The organism is Microcoleus sp. Aus8_D2 (assembly GCF_036702665.1).
Lineage (GTDB): Bacteria > Cyanobacteriota > Cyanobacteriia > Cyanobacteriales > Microcoleaceae > Microcoleus.
In genome coordinates this window covers 1-15,502 of sequence record NZ_JAUBUN010000016.1, presented here as the reverse complement: position 1 = coordinate 15,502, position 15,502 = coordinate 1, and the positions used below count along the sequence as shown (strand labels likewise).

Sequence of the window (15,502 nt, the reverse complement as noted above, 5' to 3'; positions counted from 1 at the left end):
AAAGTATAAAATGTCGGTTTATGATGACACAAATTCTGGTATTTTATGTTATATTAAATTGACTAACATCAGACATGAATGTCAAAAATCAGGTGTGTTGTGACAGACTCAAGTAAAATCCTCGATTTTTTGTCAAGAAACCCGCCGTATAAGCTTTTGCTGAGAATGATGCAAAATATCAGGTTTAGCGAAGGGTGGCGCAGGCGAAGTTGTTGGGTGTGAGTGATTCAGCCCAACGTACTTTGTGAGAGGATTTTGCCCTAGTTATAGGGTATTTTTATGAGTGATCAGGCTTGGGGCAGTTATTCACCCAAGAATCCTTCGCAGGAATGACCCAGAAGTGTCAAAATTAAGATAGTTATGCCAGAAACAGGGGAAAGGAAATCTAGCCTGTACTGGCCCCTAAGGCAACATTGATTCCTCGCTTGTTACGCTTGCAGGTGGTCGCCGACGGTTCGTCGCATTTAATCTCAACAGTAATTATGAAAGATCTCACTCGTTATCGAAATATTGGCATCTTCGCCCACGTAGATGCTGGCAAGACCACCACAACTGAAAGAATCCTGAAACTGACAGGTAAAATCCACAAAATCGGTGAAGTTCACGAAGGCGCGGCGACGACTGACTTCATGGAACAGGAGCAAGAGCGCGGTATTACGATTCAATCCGCTGCTACTACCTGTTTCTGGAACGAGCATCAGCTCAACATCATTGATACTCCCGGACACGTCGATTTTACGATCGAGGTTTACCGTTCTCTGAAGGTGCTCGACGGCGGCATCGGTGTGTTCTGCGGTTCCGGTGGAGTTGAACCGCAATCGGAAACTAACTGGCGCTACGCTAACGATTCTAAAGTTGCTCGTATCGTCTATATCAATAAGCTCGATCGCACGGGCGCAGATTTTTACCGAGTTGTCAAGCAAGTCGATAAAGTCCTCGCAGCTAAACCGATGGTAATGGTTTTGCCGATCGGCATTGAAGACAAATTTTGTGGCGCAGTCGATTTGCTGACCCGCAAAGCCTGGATCTGGGATGACTCTGGCGATCCGATGGGATACACAATCCAGGAAGTTCCTGCCGATATGGTCGATGATGTCGAAAAATACCGCGAACAGTTGATCGAATTGGCCGTCGAGCAGGACGATAACCTGATGGAACAGTACCTCGAAGGAAACGAGCCGAGTATCGAAGACCTCAAGCGGTGCATCCGCAAGGGTACTCGCGACATGGCATTTTTCCCGACTTACTGCGGCTCATCGTTTAAGAATAAGGGCGTGCAGTTGGTACTCGATGCAGTCGTTGACTACCTCCCGAACCCGATGGAAGTTACGCCTCAGCCAGAGGTGGATCTCGATGGCGAAGAAACAGGCAATTTCGCGATCGTCGATCCTGAAAGACCTCTGCGCGCTCTGGCGTTTAAAATTATGGACGATCGCTTCGGAGCATTAACCTTTACCCGCTTGTACTCCGGCAAAATATCTAAAGGCGACACCGTACTCAACACCGCCACAGGCAAGACCGAGCGCATCAGCCGCTTGGTAGAAATGCACGCCAACTCTCGCGAAGAAATTGACTCCGCCCAAGCAGGCGACATTGTGGCGATCGTAGGTATGAAAAACGTCCGCACCGGACACACCATCTGCGATCCCAAAAATCCCGCAACCTTGGAGCCAATGGTGTTCCCAGAACCAGTCATCTCCATTTCGGTCAAACCGAAACTCAAAGGAGGCGAAGAAAAGATGGGAGCAGCGCTGACAAAGATGGTACAAGAAGACCCATCCTTCCACATGGTGACAGACGAAGAAAGTGGCGAAACCATCCTCAAGGGCATGGGCGAACTGCACCTCGACATCAAAGTGGACATTCTCAGACGCACCCACGGCGTGGAAGTAGAAGTTGGCGAACCGCAAGTAGCCTACCGCGAGTCGATCACCAAGCGCCTCGAAGACAACTACACCCACAAGAAGCAATCTGGTGGTTCCGGTCAATTTGCGAAAATCGGCTATATCGTCGAGCCTGGTGAAGTCGGAAGCGGCTTCGTGTTCGAGTCAAAAGTAACTGGTGGTAGCGTCCCCAGAGAGTATTGGCCAGCGGTGCAAAAAGGCTTCCAAAGCTGCATTGATGTGGGCGTCTTGGCTGGATTCCCCTGCTTGGACTTGAAATTCACCCTGCTTGATGGAGGTTTCCACCCGGTTGACTCTTCCGCAATGGCCTTTGAAATTGCAGCCAAAGCCGCCTACCGCCAATCTGTACCCAAGGCGGGGCCTCAGTTGCTCGAACCGATCATGAATGTCGATGTGTTCACCCCAGACGATCACATGGGCGATGTCATCGGCGACCTCAACCGCCGCCGGGGGATGATGAAATCTCAGGAAACAGGACCAAGTGGAGCGCGGATCAAGGCAGATGTGCCGTTGAGCGAAATGTTTGGCTACATTGGCGATTTGCGTACCATGACTTCTGGACGCGGCCAGTTTTCCATGTCTTTCTCGCACTATGCTCCTTGTCCGAGCAACATCGCTGAGGAAGTGATCAAGGATGCGAAAGAGCGTCAAGCTGCTAAGTAGTGTGTTGAGTGCGATCGAATAGTGCGATCGTACTCCACGAACCGGTAGCCAGAAACCGGGTTTTTTCAACATCCTTCGCCCCAGCGACGAGATTAGGTGAAAAACCCGGTTTCTTCGATCGTCTCGAAGGTAGCCAGAAACCGGGTTTTTTCAACATCCTTCGCCGCAGCGACGAGATTAGGTAAAAAACCCGGTTTCTGCGATCGTCTCGAAGGTAGCCAGAAACCGGGTTTTTGCAACATCCTTCGCCGCAGCGACGAGATTAGGAAAAAAACCCGGTTTCTTTGATATTGATACGTCCAGGACTGTTAATTTTATCTGCGTTAATTTGCGTAGATTTGCGGTTTCGCGCGATCGCAGATTTATGAAATAATTCAAATATCCTGTTTGCTAACATACAATCAATAATTTAAAACCGAGGCAGGTAGCCATGACAGCCACCCTAATCCCGAATCAAAGTAGCGGAATTCTGCTAAAAAACATTAGCTGGAAAACCTACGAATCCCTGGTAAACGAGCTAGCAGAACAGCCGGGAATTCGTTTGAATTACGATCGAGGTAAATTAGAAATCATGACTCCCTCAGCACCGCATGAAAAGTCGGGAGAACTATTAGGAAATTTTGTAGAAGTTCTAACTGATGAATTAAATGTTGACATTTGCAGCCTGGGATCGCTAACCTGCAAGCGCCAAGATTTGGCACGGGGGTTAGAACCTGATAAATGTTACTACATTCAGAATGAAGATGTTGTCTGGGATAAAGAACAAATCGATCTTAATGAAGATCCACCACCAGATTTAGCTATTGAAATTGACATTACCAGCAGTTCGCTCGATCGTCTTGAAATTTACGCAAGTTTGGGTGTACCTGAAGTTTGGCGCTACGATGGCAATCGTTTAATCATTTATCAGTTAGAAGGCAATGAATACGCAGAGTGTGAGATTTCTCCAACCTTTCCTTTTCTGCTGAAGTCTGAAATGCTGCGCTTTTTGGAATTGAGAAGGACTACAAAAGAAAAGGCTTTGTTGCGGTTGTTCCGGGAGTGGGTGAGGAATCAAATTCAGCAAGGGGAGTGATTTGGGCGATCGATTTGGGCGATCGCCCTAACCGCAAAATCACACCGCTAGGTTTTGCTTGCGCTTGCGCCAAGCACCGAGAGCACCAAATCCTAACAATGTCGCCAAGATCGAAGACGGTTCGGGTACTGATTCCTTAGGTGGAAGTGGTTGTGTGTCTCCTTTAATGGCCATGGCGTCATTGTTGCATTCTTGAATTAAAGTAGCAACATAACTTCCAACAGGCAGCAAAGACTTATCAAATTTAAACCCAATAGTTTGGCTGCCTGGAAATACGCCGAGAGCAAAACCGGCGGCTGCCAATTCTGCATCCCCAACCATCGTAATGTCGCCAACTTTATTACCGGATTCGATAACATTAGGAATCAGGGATTCTGGTCTGCTGTGAGAACCCTCACTGGTGTAAGGATTGTAGTAGGAATCGTTCCAGGCTAAATCCCCTGTCCGAGCCTCCATACCAGTCCGGGGAAGCACACCGTTGACGCTGTGATTGTAAAAATTCGACCAACCTGCATTTTGCGCGACCACACTTTTTGCTTTTACTCCACTGTAGACACCTGTACTTGGTGCATTTGAATCATTATTGGGAGCAAAGCGGATGCCAAACAAACTATTAGAATCGCTGGCAGCTTTAAAGTTTTTCTGACCGGAAAAATCAAAAAACAAATCTCCGAAACCAATGTTACGGTTACTAACCGGATAGCCATTCACCATGTCCTCGGTGGGATTTCCAGTCAGCGGTAAGTTGGCACTAATAGCTAGCCAAATAGTATCGGCAGCCACATCGTCTTTGACAGCCATGCCGTAGATTTCATAGATAGTTCCTCCGGCAGTGATTCCACCCATGCCATTGCTGTCAAGACTGTCGTAGCTGGGGTCGATCGCATAATTCCACCCTAGAGTTAAAGTTCCAGCCCGAGCCGCTTGTTTGGCGGTAGTTCCCAAGAAAATGGTTGCTGTCGCAGCAGCGAGAAGAATTGCAGTTTTGAAGATATTCATAGTAGATGTCCTCTCAGGTACAGACATCCTACCAATTTAATAAATGAAAATAAATCCTGAAAATTCATACTTTTTTTGAAACTTAGGTTCTGTTAATTCATAAAGTTCATAAAGTTCATAAAAGTCATGGTAAAATAAGTAGCTAGTCTTAATCAGGGGGCTAAACTGTGAATAGCGAACAAGCAGTAATCTGGTTGGATGGAAGGGTCGCCGAGCGGAAAGGAGAAGGCTTGAGCGAAATCCAAAAGCAGATTGTTCGGAGATGCTGGAAGGACGAAAAATACGATGATCTGGAGATTCCGGGCTATACTGTCGGTTATGTAAAGAAAACATTAGCTCCTGCATTGTGGCGCTTACTATCAGAAGTCTTCGGAAAACGAGTAGGTAAAAAAAACCTGAAAATAGTGGTGGAAGCTGCACTAAAGGTGCGATCGCATCCCTCAACCCCGTTAGCCGAAAGTGCGATCGCAACCCCGCGTCAAGATTGTCAGCATCCCCGTAATGTCCCGGTTTTCTACGGGCGCACAAGAGAACTCAGGGAACTAGAGCAGTGGATTGCGATCGATCGCTGCCGAATAGTCGCACTGTGGGGTATGGGAGGAATTGGTAAAACGGCTCTTTCTGTCGAGCTGGAAAAAAAGATGCAAAATCATTTTGACTGCATCATCTGGCGAAGTCTCGGCCACCAACCACCGCTGCAAAACCTCCTAGCGGACTTGCTTCCATCTTTTTGTAACCAACAAGAAACAAAATTATCAGAAACTGTTGCTGATGCTACATCACAACTGATAAACTATTTGCAATCGCGTCGCTGTTTAATAATACTTGACGCGGTGGAAACACTTCTAGAAAATGGCCACTTAGCGGGATATCGAGAAGGATATCAGGATTACTGGCGACTCTTTAAACAAGTAGGAGAATTGAATCACAAAAGCTGTTTAGTGCTGGTCAGCACGGAAAAAATGCGATCGATTGCCTTATTGGAAACAAAAAATAGTCCGATTCGCTGTTACAAACTTCGGAGCTTAGAAAATGAAGCTGCACGGCATATTTTGCGAGATATTGGGTTAATTGAAGAATCCGAATGGGGCAGTCTCATAGAACTTTATGCAGGGAATCCTTTATATCTAAGAATAGTAGGAGCAATGATTGTAGAATTATTCAGCGGTCAAGCTTCCCAGTTCTTAATCAATTGTACAACTTTTTTAGGGCAAATAACAGAAGTTTTAGACCGACAGTTTGAAAAAATATTGCCAATAGAATTAGAATTAATGAAGCAATTAGCGATCGCTCGCGAACCCCTAGCGATCGTCCAAATTTTAAGCTGTGTTTATTCCAGCGGCTCGACCTCAAAATTAATCGAGGCGTTGGAATCCTTGAGTTGGCGGTGTTTGATAGAGAAAGTTACAGAAGGAAGTGAAGACAGGTTCACCCTACAGCGTGTAATTAGAAAGTATGTTATCAATCGTTTTTGTCTAATTTAAACTATAAATACCATGATTCAGCCAGAAATTTTACTGCAAAATCGCTATCGGATAGGACAGCAATTAGGTAAAGGAGGCTTTGGCGAAATCTTTGAACTGGACGATCGAGGCACTCGAAAAGTTATAAAAATTCTGAACTTAGATAGTTTAAGCGACCTATATACAAGAGAAAAAGCACTCTACCTATTTCAGCAGGAAGCCGAGATATTAAAGCAACTCAATCATCCCGGCATTCCTAAGGTAGAAGCTGATGGATATTTCACTTACTATGATGGAACCCATACCCGGCACTACCTGGTAATGGAAAAAATAGAGGGTCAAAACTTGCACGAGTGGCTGAAGCAAACAAAGCGAAAAATCATCACGCAAGCAGAAGCTATTAATTGGTTAAAACAACTGATAGAAATCCTAGATTATTTGCACCAACACTCTTATATTCACCGGGATCTAAAGCCAACAAACATTATGCGCAAACCTAACGGACAGCTAGTGCTGATTGATTTTGGCATCGTCAGAGAAATCACTGGAACTTATCTCGCCAAATTAGCAGAGGATATTGAACTTACACAAATAGGTTCACCCGGCTACGCCCCAAAAGAACAAATGGATGGCAAACCTGTACCGCAATCAGATTTTTTTGCTCTCGGCCGCACTTTGGTTTATTTGCTAACAGGAAAACTGCCATGCCAGCTTCCTACTGATGATTTAACTGGTAAATTAATTTGGCAAAATCAAGCACCTGCGGTGTCTGAGTCACTAGCAGAATTAATTAATTGGCTAATGGCTGCATTTCCAACCGAACGTCCGGGAGATGCACAGGAAATTTTGCAATATATCGAAAAAAATATTTTAACAAATGAAAAGTCGTCACTCGTACAGAAATCGGTAGCTGCGACTTCCTTGAATAAATATCAAAAAGTTATCCTTTTACGAGTTGTATTTGGAGTGGCAGGATTTCTGGTAATAGGAGCGAGTACCTTTCAATTATTTTCGCCTCAGATTGCTGTTGCTCTTACCAATCGCAGCAAAGAAGATTTCATTTTTAATCGGTTAAATATCATCACTCAACTTTATTTAAATTTGGCAGTAACCCTCGATCCAAATTTGGCAGAACCTCACTATTACTTAGGTTTAATTTGTCTAAAACACCAAGATTATGACTGTGCTCTTACTAAGTTCCAGATAGCCGTACAGGGTTCTTTTGAGAGGCCCTCTGACGCTTTAAAAAAATTGTCTGTTCTAGACCAAATGTACCCGAACTTCCTCAAGTCTGGAGAAAAGCTACTTGGGGGCATTCCTCTATACACGTCTTGTCATAAAAATTACCCCAACCTGAAAGTAACTGCTCTTCCCTCAAACAAAGAAGACGCTTGGAGCTGGAGGTGCGTAGATACTTCAGGTAAAGAATTAGGGGGTTTGGATATCGATGATATTTGTAAAGAGAAATATGCAGATCGAGATGGAATGAAACAAAAATATCCTAAAAACAGAATTTTTTCCAAGCCATTAAATACAAAAAATGCTTATTCATGGCGGTGTATTGTACGTGAATAGTAGCGGTAGGCTAAGGTTTTCATGAGAACTTTAGTCCTCTCTTGTCGGATGCGGACTGAAGTCCTCACTACGAACCAGATTACAATTTATTCGCCTGCAAAATCAGCGCGAAACTTCTCTACAACTCGATTTAATTCGACTGAATGAGACGCCTTAAATAAAATACGATCGCCCGCCGTGACAAATTCCATCAAATGCCTCGCTAAATCTGTGCGAGCATCCTCCGCCGCAATATCTTCCACCTGCACAAAAGGTACACCCGCCGCACCCGCCGCCATCGCCGCCGCTTCCTCAAAATCAGCAAACACAAACAAAGCATCGAGGTTTAAATCCCGCGCCGCCTTTCCCACTTGTCGGTGAAATTCGATCGCCCTTTCGCCCAATTCCTTCATCGTGCCCAACACCGCAATCCGGCGCTTTCCCGGAGTATCCGCTAACAATCTCAGCGCCGCCAACATCGACTCCAAACCAGCATTGTAAGTCTCATCCAGAATCACAACATCTTGCGGCAAATCGTAGCGGCGCGCCCGTCCATCCGGTAACTGCACGGACAAACGTTGCTGTAAAACTTCCCAATTAATCCCTAAAACTTTTGCTACCGCCAAAGCCGCCAAATAATTTACAGCATTGTGCCTTCCAGCCAAGGGCAGCGGCAATTCCACACCTTCTACAAGCATTGTATCATGATTCAGCAATTCCCCGCACAAATCGCCGCCTTCTAAACCGTAAGTTAAAGTTTTTCCCGGCCAAACTTGCGCCGCAGTTGCCATTAATCTGTCAGAATCGTGATTGAGAATAGCAATACTCTCAGCAGGCATTTCTGCTAATAGCTCGCACTTAGCTTGGGCGATCGCATCTTCCGAACCCAAGCGCCCGATATGCGCCGTTCCCACATTAGTAATTACCGCCACAGTAGGGCGCGCAATTTGCGACAGCAGCGCAATTTCTCCTAGCCCGCGCATTCCCATTTCAATTACAGCATAATTGTGTGAGGGCGAAAGCTCCAACAGAGTTTTCGGGACTCCAATTTCATTGTTGTAGTTATATTGAGTTTTAAGAACATTTCCCTGCGTTGACAAAACCGCTGCAATTAATTCTTTGGCCGTAGTTTTACCTACTGAACCAGTAACAGCAATTATCGGTATACTGAATTGGTCGCGCCACCAACGGGCGATCGCCTGGTAAGCTTTTAAAGTATCGTCAACGCGCAACAGCGGAAAATTGGGAACTTCTGCTTGCCAATCGCGATCGACTACCGCAGCAATCGCCCCCAAATCCCGGGCTTTTGCCACAAACTGATGCCCGTCAAAATTGTCTCCCCGCAGCGCCAAAAATACTTCGCCCCCCTCAATAGTGCGCGTATCTGTAGCAATACCTGTCCCTAAAGCTGTTAAAACGCCCTCAGACAAAGCAGGCAAAGCTACAGTTAAAATTTCAGCAAGTCGGGCGATACTTACGCGACAGACCATATTACCAGCACTCACATTTCAAATCATTATTTTCACAGCTAATCCTACCTCGCCCGACCTCCAATTTAACTAACTGGGGGCTGCCGACTAGGATTGACTTTGAGACTCCTAATAATCAATCGTCTGCCCACCCAGAAATCCTCTAGAACCCACCCACACTCTTTAGCAATACTTTACACGGTTTATGGTGATTTTAGGCCTTGCTGATTGCTAACAATTCATGTCATGCTGGTGTTGGTAAATAGTTTAACTAAGCAAAAAAGATCGATCGGCTGTCTGTGCAGACCGCTTCCACCCCTAAGCCTCGTCCGGCGAGAAGCTCGGTTGACTCAATTGTTGCCCTTACGAATGCCCATTCATCAAGCCAATAGCGCTGAAAGCTCCTGTCCCATCCTCGGAGGGTTAATCTACAGTGAACGACTATAACAGACAGAGCCTAGAAGAAGAACAGCTACTTTACAACCACTTGCTGGAGTTGGTACAAGTAGAGCAGCCGATCGAACTGATCAACCGTTTTCGTACTTTGTTGATCCACGGTACCGGATACCCCGATCGCACAGTCGCCGACGCACTCGAAAAAATAGCAACCTCAAAACACGCCGAACAAGAATTTAAGTACATCCTCAACCGCTGCTGCCACATTTTGATCAACCGCTGGCAAACATACCCCGGAAAGCAAGCAGCCATCCCGGAATTGATCGCTCTGTTTGAAGAAGCCCCCAAAATAGCATTGGGATACAATCGATCGCGGGCGGCTCACTCCATCCCCAAATTAGTAAATCAATTTACCGAAAGCGAACAGTACCTCACCCTCAAACGCTTAGCCAAAGTCATCACTCACAACAATGAAGACAGCAGCAACAGCAAAATCCCCGCCACCCTCGCCCTCGGAACCTTAATTCCCCGCTACCCTTACCTGTACAAACACTGCCTCCTCAGCGACGACAGCAGCTACGAACAGCAAAAAATCATTCAAAAAATCCAAGCTCAAAAGCAGCAGCAATTTGAAATAGACCTCTCGCAATACGTTGCTCACCAAGTGAGAAAGGCCCAAACAGCCCGCCGGCACACTTCAATCTCCTTCGGCCGGAATATACAAACTATAAAAAATCCGACGCTGTTGAGCGACCCGGAACTGTTCTTTGCCCTCAAGCAATTTGTCGGAAAAGTAGAAGGAGCCGATACCTACAGACAGCTCGCGAGCCGCTTCACGGCGAACACCAGCACAACTGTGACCTACAGCTCCTTTAAAGACGACTTGTACGAATACCTGATTCCTTCTGTCACAGACGATCGCTACGGCAAACGTCAATTTAACGAAAAATTGTATAAGCAACTACAAAATACCTTTCCCCACAACGATGCTCAGAAGTTCAACGAATTTTTAATGATCAGAACTTGCAGCCAGTTATTGAACTTTTTAGTAGTAGAGAGTCCTGCGCGGCCCAACCACTTTGTCTTCATCGACCTGATCTCCAACCTCGGGCCCACCCAAACCACAGGTTTGCTGCTGAAAATCGTCCTAATTTGTGGCAAAGTCAAGCCCTATCTAGAAAAGCGGTTGGCAATTTTGTTCGGTCACTACGAATTCAGTAGTCGAGAAGGCGTGGTGTGGTTAGTCAAAGCCCTGGAAAACCTGAATCTAGCTTTGAGTACAAATTTTGGCAAAATGGACGTATCTTTCCTGCGGTAGCCAGCCTGTCCCACAACTTTCTCAGGTTCCAGCTTGGCAAAACATCAGAGGTCGAAATCGGGTTTCTGAATACCCTAAAAGTTGAACCTTAAATTATAACGACCTAATTAACTGCTGAAACCTATTCAAAAGACGCTATTCTGTGTTAAAATCCCAAGTGTATCAGATTCGGTTGCAGGCTTTGTTCATTGCTACAGAATTGTTTAAAAACTTGCCCTTCTGTATCGGCAGGGGACTCTCCGAAACTGAAATCTTTGCACTGTCTAATTTTTGGAGTTATTCCTCATGTCGATATACGTCGGTAACTTATCCTACCAAGTTACCCAAGAAGACATCACCACCGTCTTCGCCGAATACGGAACCGTTAAGCGAGTACATCTACCTACCGACAGAGAAACCAGTCGCCCCCGCGGCTTTGGTTTTGTAGAAATGTCAACAGATGCCGAAGAAGATGCAGCGATTGCTGCTCTCGACGGAGCAGAGTGGATGGGTCGCGACCTCAAAGTTAACAAAGCTAAGCCCCGCGAAGATGAAGGCGGCCGGGGCGGCGGCAACCGGGGCGGCGGCGGCCCCGGCAAATTTGGTCGCGGCGGCGGCGGAGGAGGCGGAGGACGTTATTAATTTCCTAGGATCGAGATTTGAGATTGGAGAGTTGAGATTGGCGAGGAGAGTTCACTTAGCTCAGAACCACCGTCCGAACCACTTCCGGCCTGGTTGATCCCAACCGCAGATCTTCAAGTTTCCCGATCGACCGCATTAAATATACCAAAAAGCCAAGGGTCGATCCCTTGGCTTTTTGGTATGAAGATTATGAGGTTTGAGTCAGAAACGGTGTGGGCCAAGCCCTTCGAGTGCCTCTACTGTTCTAATCGTCTGGTTCAATGCTGCTGCTCAATCCGTGATTGTTGAGCGTTTCAGCGTAAAACTCAGCGTGTTCGAGAGCGCAAACAATCACCAATCCCAGCCCGTTAGTGTGGGCTTCCATCATCACATTCACAGCCTGTGGCTGAGTCAAACTCGGTACCGTCGCCATCAAAGTCTGCACCACGTACTCCATCGGATTGAAATCATCATTGTGCAGCAGAACGCGGTAGCGCGGTGCAAGCTTCCGGACTGTAGAAGGCTTTTGAATAATTTCGACAGACACTAATCTATACCTCCTGAGTTATAGAATGTTAAAATTTGTCAATAATCTTGAGCCGGATTGCTCCGCTGTGCAAGAGTATCTCACCGAACAATGCGCGTTGCGGAAGTCCCTAGCTTCTGATATGGGTAGTTTACTTTCAGTTATTTTATTTAAATCTCGAAATTCAGACAAGGTGGTGCACTGGTCGATCGCGAGCTGTGAACCCAAAACCCAACGCAGAGCGGGGTGTCCCCAGCGTGTAGCCGCCACCTTCCTAGCGCCATAATATTAGAAAGGCGAGATCGGTTAAAAATAACAAACTACTACCTGTTGAGTCTCCAGAACTGACGGAAGCTGATATGAAACGCAAACCTAACTCCTACAACGACGACAGATTCAACGACCCATTCCGGGGAGATGAAGACTCCGGCTCATTTGGCGGACAGTCGCGGCGCCAACCTCAGTCCAGCAAACCTTCGTTCCTCAATTCCGCCACCATCGGGATTTTAACAGCCGTTTTTATTCTGGGAATTGGGATCGGCATTGCCTTCAGTTCCACAGCTACAATTAGCCCAGAAAACGTAGCATCCCGGGAATTTATCGATCGCAGCGCCCCCAACCCCGAACTTTGCGTGCAGTTTGGAGCAAGTGCGATGGTGACAGATATGCGCCTCTACGTCACCCTCAACCCCTTCAACGTCTACATCTCGCAGCCGAGTATGCGTCCCGGATGCGTCCTGCGAACCAATAACTGGGCCATTCTCGAACAGCGAAAACTGATCAACCAAAACCAAGTGCGGGAGTGCAAAAATCGCATGAACACCTTTGGTTTCACCGGCCCTCTGGAAGGTCAACCGGAAATTAACTGTATCTACCAAAACGACGGCGCGAAAAACCTGTTCCTCAACCAACCTGGTTCGACAGCTCCAGCGACAGAAGGTCAAAATTTCTAACTGCGAGCATTTATAGGACTTACGCACTCCATGGCTCAAATGCCGATCCCCCCTTAACTGCCCCCTACTCCCCGCTCACGCAGGGGGGAACCTGAAAGCCCCCCTGCGTGAGCGGGGGTTGGCGGGATCGATGCGTAAGTTCTGATTTAACTGGGAGCATCGGATCGATCGCCTAAAATAGGTGCGATCGACTTAAAGCTACTATTGGGGAAGCGGCTCACCAAAGTCGATAATCCGCTGTTGTGGTGCAGCAGGACGGCGTACAGTGGCAGAACCTATCCCCTGGCGTCCGTTAACCGGAACCCTGACTAAAGGCAAAGTTATCGGTCGGATTTGCTCGTTTGGAGTTGACTGCTGCGAAGAGTTTTGATTGTAAGTTATCGCCTGAGGCGATGCAGGTGGGACGGGCGATCGGGCAGCAGTTGAGTTGGGAGCAGTTGGCGGCTGGTTTTGCGGTACTTGTATTGCAGGCTGGGTTTGCCTTTCGGTAATTTCCACCCTCGCACTAGGTTCGATCGAGGGACGCAACACCCAGCGATTTTGGCCGACTCTTTGGAATTGAATTTCTTCGCCGTTGAAAGCCACTCCGGGAGCCAAATTTACCAAAATTCTCGCCGTTCCAGATTGCAGTTGAGTCACCGCCACAGAACGCACAGTGGCTTGCGGGTATAGTTGAGTTGCATCGACTCCGAGATCGGTATTGGGCAAATCCACAGCAATTTGAGACGGGTTGACTAGAGAATATGTGGGAGTTGTGCCCTCTGGGAGAGTAATTTCTAGCTGATTTGTGGCGGGATAGAACTGCCAACTTGTGACTGTAGAAGCATTTGCTGGTTGCTGTGTTATTTCGATTGTCGCAACAGTGGCGGTGGCTGCTATACTCAGAGCGATCGACACAGAGCCTAACAATGAGCGTAAAATACACTTAGCAGTCAATTTTTGTAAGTTGGCCCCAAATTTCGGGGGTAATTTTTTATATTGCATGGCAGAAGAGTGAAAGTTGAGATTTTAAGTAGCTTTGAGGATAATTTTTTTGGGGAGAGGTGTTGCGGGCGATCGCACTCATTACGGGAAGCGCCGCTTGACGCTAAAAGTCTAGCATTAATTGGTAATTGGGGAATGGGGATTTGGGAATTGGAAGTTAAAATATTCTGCTTGATACCAACAGATACGCATTCATGCTTCTTTTCTTTTCCTTCTCCTTCAACTAAGGTTAAGGTGCGCGATCGGCACCAGAAGAAAAACTGGTAGCGCGCAGGCGAAGCAGGAGGAATTAACATGAAAAATTTAGCTAAATGGAAATTAGTGCGATCGCGCTTGGTGCTTAACCACAAGTGGTGTCAGGTGAGACAAGATGAAATAGAATTGCCCAGCGGACAGATTATCGACGACTTTTTTGTTAATGTCCGACCCAATATCGCCCTACTATTTGCCGTGACAGAACAGCAAGAACTTGTATGTGTGCGCCAATACAGGCATGGAGTCGGCGAGATTTTGCTGGAACTTCCGGGGGGAAGTTTCAATCCTGCCCAAGAAAGTGGCAAATCTGCTGCTGCCCGAGAACTCGCCGAAGAAACTGGATATGTTGCTGAAGAAATCTGGGAACTAGCAACGTTATATGACAACCCGGTAAAAGACACCAATTCTATTTACCTATACTTTGCTAAAAATGTCAAGCTTTCCAGCCAAATACAATTGGATATTACAGAAGATATTGAAGTAGTTTTAATCCCCATTGCCGAAGTTTTGTTGAAAATAGCAAGTCGAGAAATTTGCGTAGCAGGAAGCATCGCTGCTATTTTTTTAGGATTAGATTTTTTGAACAGACAGCAGTTGGGTTTGTAGTGAGGACTTTAGTCCTCTAAGGGATGCGGACTAAAGTCCTCACGCTCGATCCTTTCTGTTTGTAGTGAGGACTTTAGTCCTCTAAGGGATGCGGACTAAAGTCCTCACGCTCGATCCTTTCTGAGTTTTGTCTTAAATTTGGGTTCGATCGTTCGGAATGCAAGTCCTCTAAGGGATGCGGACTAAAGTCCTCACGCTCGATCCTTTGTGAGTTTGGTTTTACCTAGAAAAAGTCACAAAATCCAGAGCAGTAATAGCGTTGTTAATCCCAAAAATATTAGCTAAAACCTCCCCAGTGGCAGCAACTTGCAGGACATAACCGTTCGCCGTCGCGTTAAGTCGCAAGGAGTCGAAACTCAAACCGGCATTTAACACAAACTTGTCGGTTCCTGCTTCAAAATTGAGGACAGTATCGATACCGGTGTTGCTATTTAATACAAAAAGATCGCTCCCGATACCTCCAATTAAAGTATCCTCCCCCGCACCGCCAAACAGCCAGTCATCTCCGATACCTCCAGACAGAATGTCGTTACCGCCATCACCGTTCAGAGTATCGTTACCGTCATCACCGTTGAGGGTATCGTTACCGTCATCGCCGTAGAGAAGATCCTCGCCACTGCCGCCGTTGATGCAGTCTTGTTGCCCGATCGCACTTTCGTTATCGCCGCTTATGGTATCGTTGCCATCATCGCCGCACAAAATATCGCTGCCCGAGTCACCGTAAATCAAGTCATCGC

Annotated in this window: 15 protein-coding genes; 9 read left to right on the top strand and 6 right to left on the bottom strand. The window is 46.7% G+C overall.

What is annotated here, in order from left to right; translation table 11 throughout:
* The first annotated feature begins 482 nt into the window (after positions 1–482).
* Positions 483–2,567 carry an elongation factor G gene (gene fusA, locus QUB64_RS14710; protein WP_333271221.1) on the top strand — a complete coding sequence of 695 codons (2,085 nt, stop codon included), beginning with the start codon at positions 483–485 and terminating at the stop codon, positions 2,565–2,567.
* Here fusA and QUB64_RS14705 read toward each other — a convergent pair.
* A complete protein-coding gene (locus QUB64_RS14705; RefSeq protein ID WP_333271224.1) occupies positions 2,560–2,724 on the bottom strand; it encodes a hypothetical protein in 165 nt (54 codons plus the stop codon). The genes fusA and QUB64_RS14705 overlap by 8 nt on opposite strands.
* A 273-nt stretch (positions 2,725–2,997) precedes the next feature.
* On the opposite strand from QUB64_RS14705, the gene QUB64_RS14700 reads away from it, so the two are divergent.
* Positions 2,998–3,642 (top strand): Uma2 family endonuclease, encoded by a 645-nt coding sequence (locus QUB64_RS14700; RefSeq protein ID WP_333271226.1) that lies wholly within the window; start codon positions 2,998–3,000, stop codon positions 3,640–3,642.
* Positions 3,643–3,681: 39 nt separating this feature from the next.
* Here the strand turns inward: QUB64_RS14700 and QUB64_RS14695 are convergent, their stop codons facing one another.
* On the bottom strand, positions 3,682–4,641 hold the full coding sequence (locus tag QUB64_RS14695; RefSeq protein WP_333271228.1) for a PEP-CTERM sorting domain-containing protein: 960 nt from the start codon (positions 4,639–4,641) through the stop codon (positions 3,682–3,684).
* A 167-nt stretch (positions 4,642–4,808) separates the two neighbouring features.
* Between QUB64_RS14695 and QUB64_RS14690 the strand changes: the two genes are divergently transcribed.
* Together QUB64_RS14690 and QUB64_RS14685 are read left to right on the top strand one after the other, a co-directional pair.
* Positions 4,809–6,125 (top strand): NB-ARC domain-containing protein, encoded by a 1,317-nt coding sequence (locus tag QUB64_RS14690; protein ID WP_333271231.1) that lies wholly within the window; start codon positions 4,809–4,811, stop codon positions 6,123–6,125.
* A 12-nt stretch (positions 6,126–6,137) separates the two neighbouring features.
* On the top strand, positions 6,138–7,679 hold the full coding sequence (locus QUB64_RS14685; RefSeq protein ID WP_333271234.1) for a serine/threonine protein kinase: 1,542 nt from the start codon (positions 6,138–6,140) through the stop codon (positions 7,677–7,679).
* Between the two features lie 86 nt (positions 7,680–7,765).
* On the opposite strand, the gene QUB64_RS14680 is transcribed toward QUB64_RS14685, so the two are convergent.
* The gene (locus QUB64_RS14680) at positions 7,766–9,148 is read right to left on the bottom strand and encodes a UDP-N-acetylmuramoyl-tripeptide--D-alanyl-D-alanine ligase (protein ID WP_333271255.1); all 1,383 of its coding nucleotides are present in this window, start codon (positions 9,146–9,148) and stop codon (positions 7,766–7,768) included.
* A gap of 412 nt (positions 9,149–9,560) precedes the next feature.
* Between QUB64_RS14680 and QUB64_RS14675 the strand changes: the two genes are divergently transcribed.
* Together QUB64_RS14675 and QUB64_RS14670 are read left to right on the top strand one after the other, a co-directional pair.
* Entirely contained in the window at positions 9,561–10,841 is a 1,281-nt protein-coding gene (locus QUB64_RS14675) for a hypothetical protein (RefSeq protein WP_333271237.1), read from the top strand.
* A 285-nt stretch (positions 10,842–11,126) separates the two neighbouring features.
* On the top strand, positions 11,127–11,462 hold the full coding sequence (locus QUB64_RS14670; RefSeq protein ID WP_293185195.1) for an RNA recognition motif domain-containing protein: 336 nt from the start codon (positions 11,127–11,129) through the stop codon (positions 11,460–11,462).
* 244 nt (positions 11,463–11,706) lie between these two features.
* Here QUB64_RS14670 and clpS read toward each other — a convergent pair whose 3' ends face one another.
* Positions 11,707–11,988 carry an ATP-dependent Clp protease adapter ClpS gene (gene clpS, locus QUB64_RS14665; RefSeq protein WP_193976163.1) on the bottom strand — a complete coding sequence of 94 codons (282 nt, stop codon included), beginning with the start codon at positions 11,986–11,988 and terminating at the stop codon, positions 11,707–11,709.
* Positions 11,989–12,326: 338 nt separating this feature from the next.
* Between clpS and QUB64_RS14660 the strand changes: the two genes are divergently transcribed.
* Entirely contained in the window at positions 12,327–12,920 is a 594-nt protein-coding gene (locus QUB64_RS14660; protein ID WP_333271243.1) for a DUF3172 domain-containing protein, read from the top strand.
* Positions 12,921–13,121: 201 nt separating this feature from the next.
* On the opposite strand, the gene QUB64_RS14655 is transcribed toward QUB64_RS14660, so the two are convergent.
* Positions 13,122–13,856 carry an AMIN domain-containing protein gene (locus tag QUB64_RS14655; protein WP_333394109.1) on the bottom strand — a complete coding sequence of 245 codons (735 nt, stop codon included), beginning with the start codon at positions 13,854–13,856 and terminating at the stop codon, positions 13,122–13,124.
* Between the two features lie 57 nt (positions 13,857–13,913).
* Between QUB64_RS14655 and QUB64_RS14650 the strand changes: the two genes are divergently transcribed.
* Both QUB64_RS14650 and QUB64_RS14645 read left to right on the top strand, forming a co-directional pair.
* On the top strand, positions 13,914–14,171 hold the full coding sequence (locus QUB64_RS14650) for a hypothetical protein (RefSeq protein WP_333271248.1): 258 nt from the start codon (positions 13,914–13,916) through the stop codon (positions 14,169–14,171).
* Positions 14,172–14,198: 27 nt separating this feature from the next.
* Positions 14,199–14,765: an NUDIX hydrolase gene (locus tag QUB64_RS14645; protein ID WP_333271251.1), complete on the top strand. Its 567-nt coding sequence runs from the start codon at positions 14,199–14,201 to the stop codon at positions 14,763–14,765.
* Between the two features lie 219 nt (positions 14,766–14,984).
* Here the strand turns inward: QUB64_RS14645 and QUB64_RS14640 are convergent.
* Positions 14,985–15,502, bottom strand: a 518-nt coding sequence (locus QUB64_RS14640) for a calcium-binding protein (RefSeq protein ID WP_369124806.1), incomplete at its 5' end; no start/stop codon positions are given.

What these genes read in the sequence shown, in the direction of transcription:
- QUB64_RS14680 (WP_333271255.1), bottom strand. Translation starts at nt 9,148, where the DNA reads ATGGTCTGTCGCGTAAGTATCGCCCGACTTGCTGAAATTTTAACTGTA.
- fusA (WP_333271221.1), top strand. Translation starts at nt 483, where the DNA reads ATGAAAGATCTCACTCGTTATCGAAATATTGGCATCTTCGCCCACGTA.
- QUB64_RS14685 (WP_333271234.1), top strand. Translation starts at nt 6,138, where the DNA reads ATGATTCAGCCAGAAATTTTACTGCAAAATCGCTATCGGATAGGACAG.
- QUB64_RS14700 (WP_333271226.1), top strand. Translation starts at nt 2,998, where the DNA reads ATGACAGCCACCCTAATCCCGAATCAAAGTAGCGGAATTCTGCTAAAA.
- QUB64_RS14695 (WP_333271228.1), bottom strand. Translation starts at nt 4,641, where the DNA reads ATGAATATCTTCAAAACTGCAATTCTTCTCGCTGCTGCGACAGCAACC.
- QUB64_RS14670 (WP_293185195.1), top strand. Translation starts at nt 11,127, where the DNA reads ATGTCGATATACGTCGGTAACTTATCCTACCAAGTTACCCAAGAAGAC.
- QUB64_RS14705 (WP_333271224.1), bottom strand. Translation starts at nt 2,724, where the DNA reads ATGTTGAAAAAACCCGGTTTCTGGCTACCTTCGAGACGATCGAAGAAA.
- QUB64_RS14645 (WP_333271251.1), top strand. Translation starts at nt 14,199, where the DNA reads ATGAAAAATTTAGCTAAATGGAAATTAGTGCGATCGCGCTTGGTGCTT.
- QUB64_RS14660 (WP_333271243.1), top strand. Translation starts at nt 12,327, where the DNA reads ATGAAACGCAAACCTAACTCCTACAACGACGACAGATTCAACGACCCA.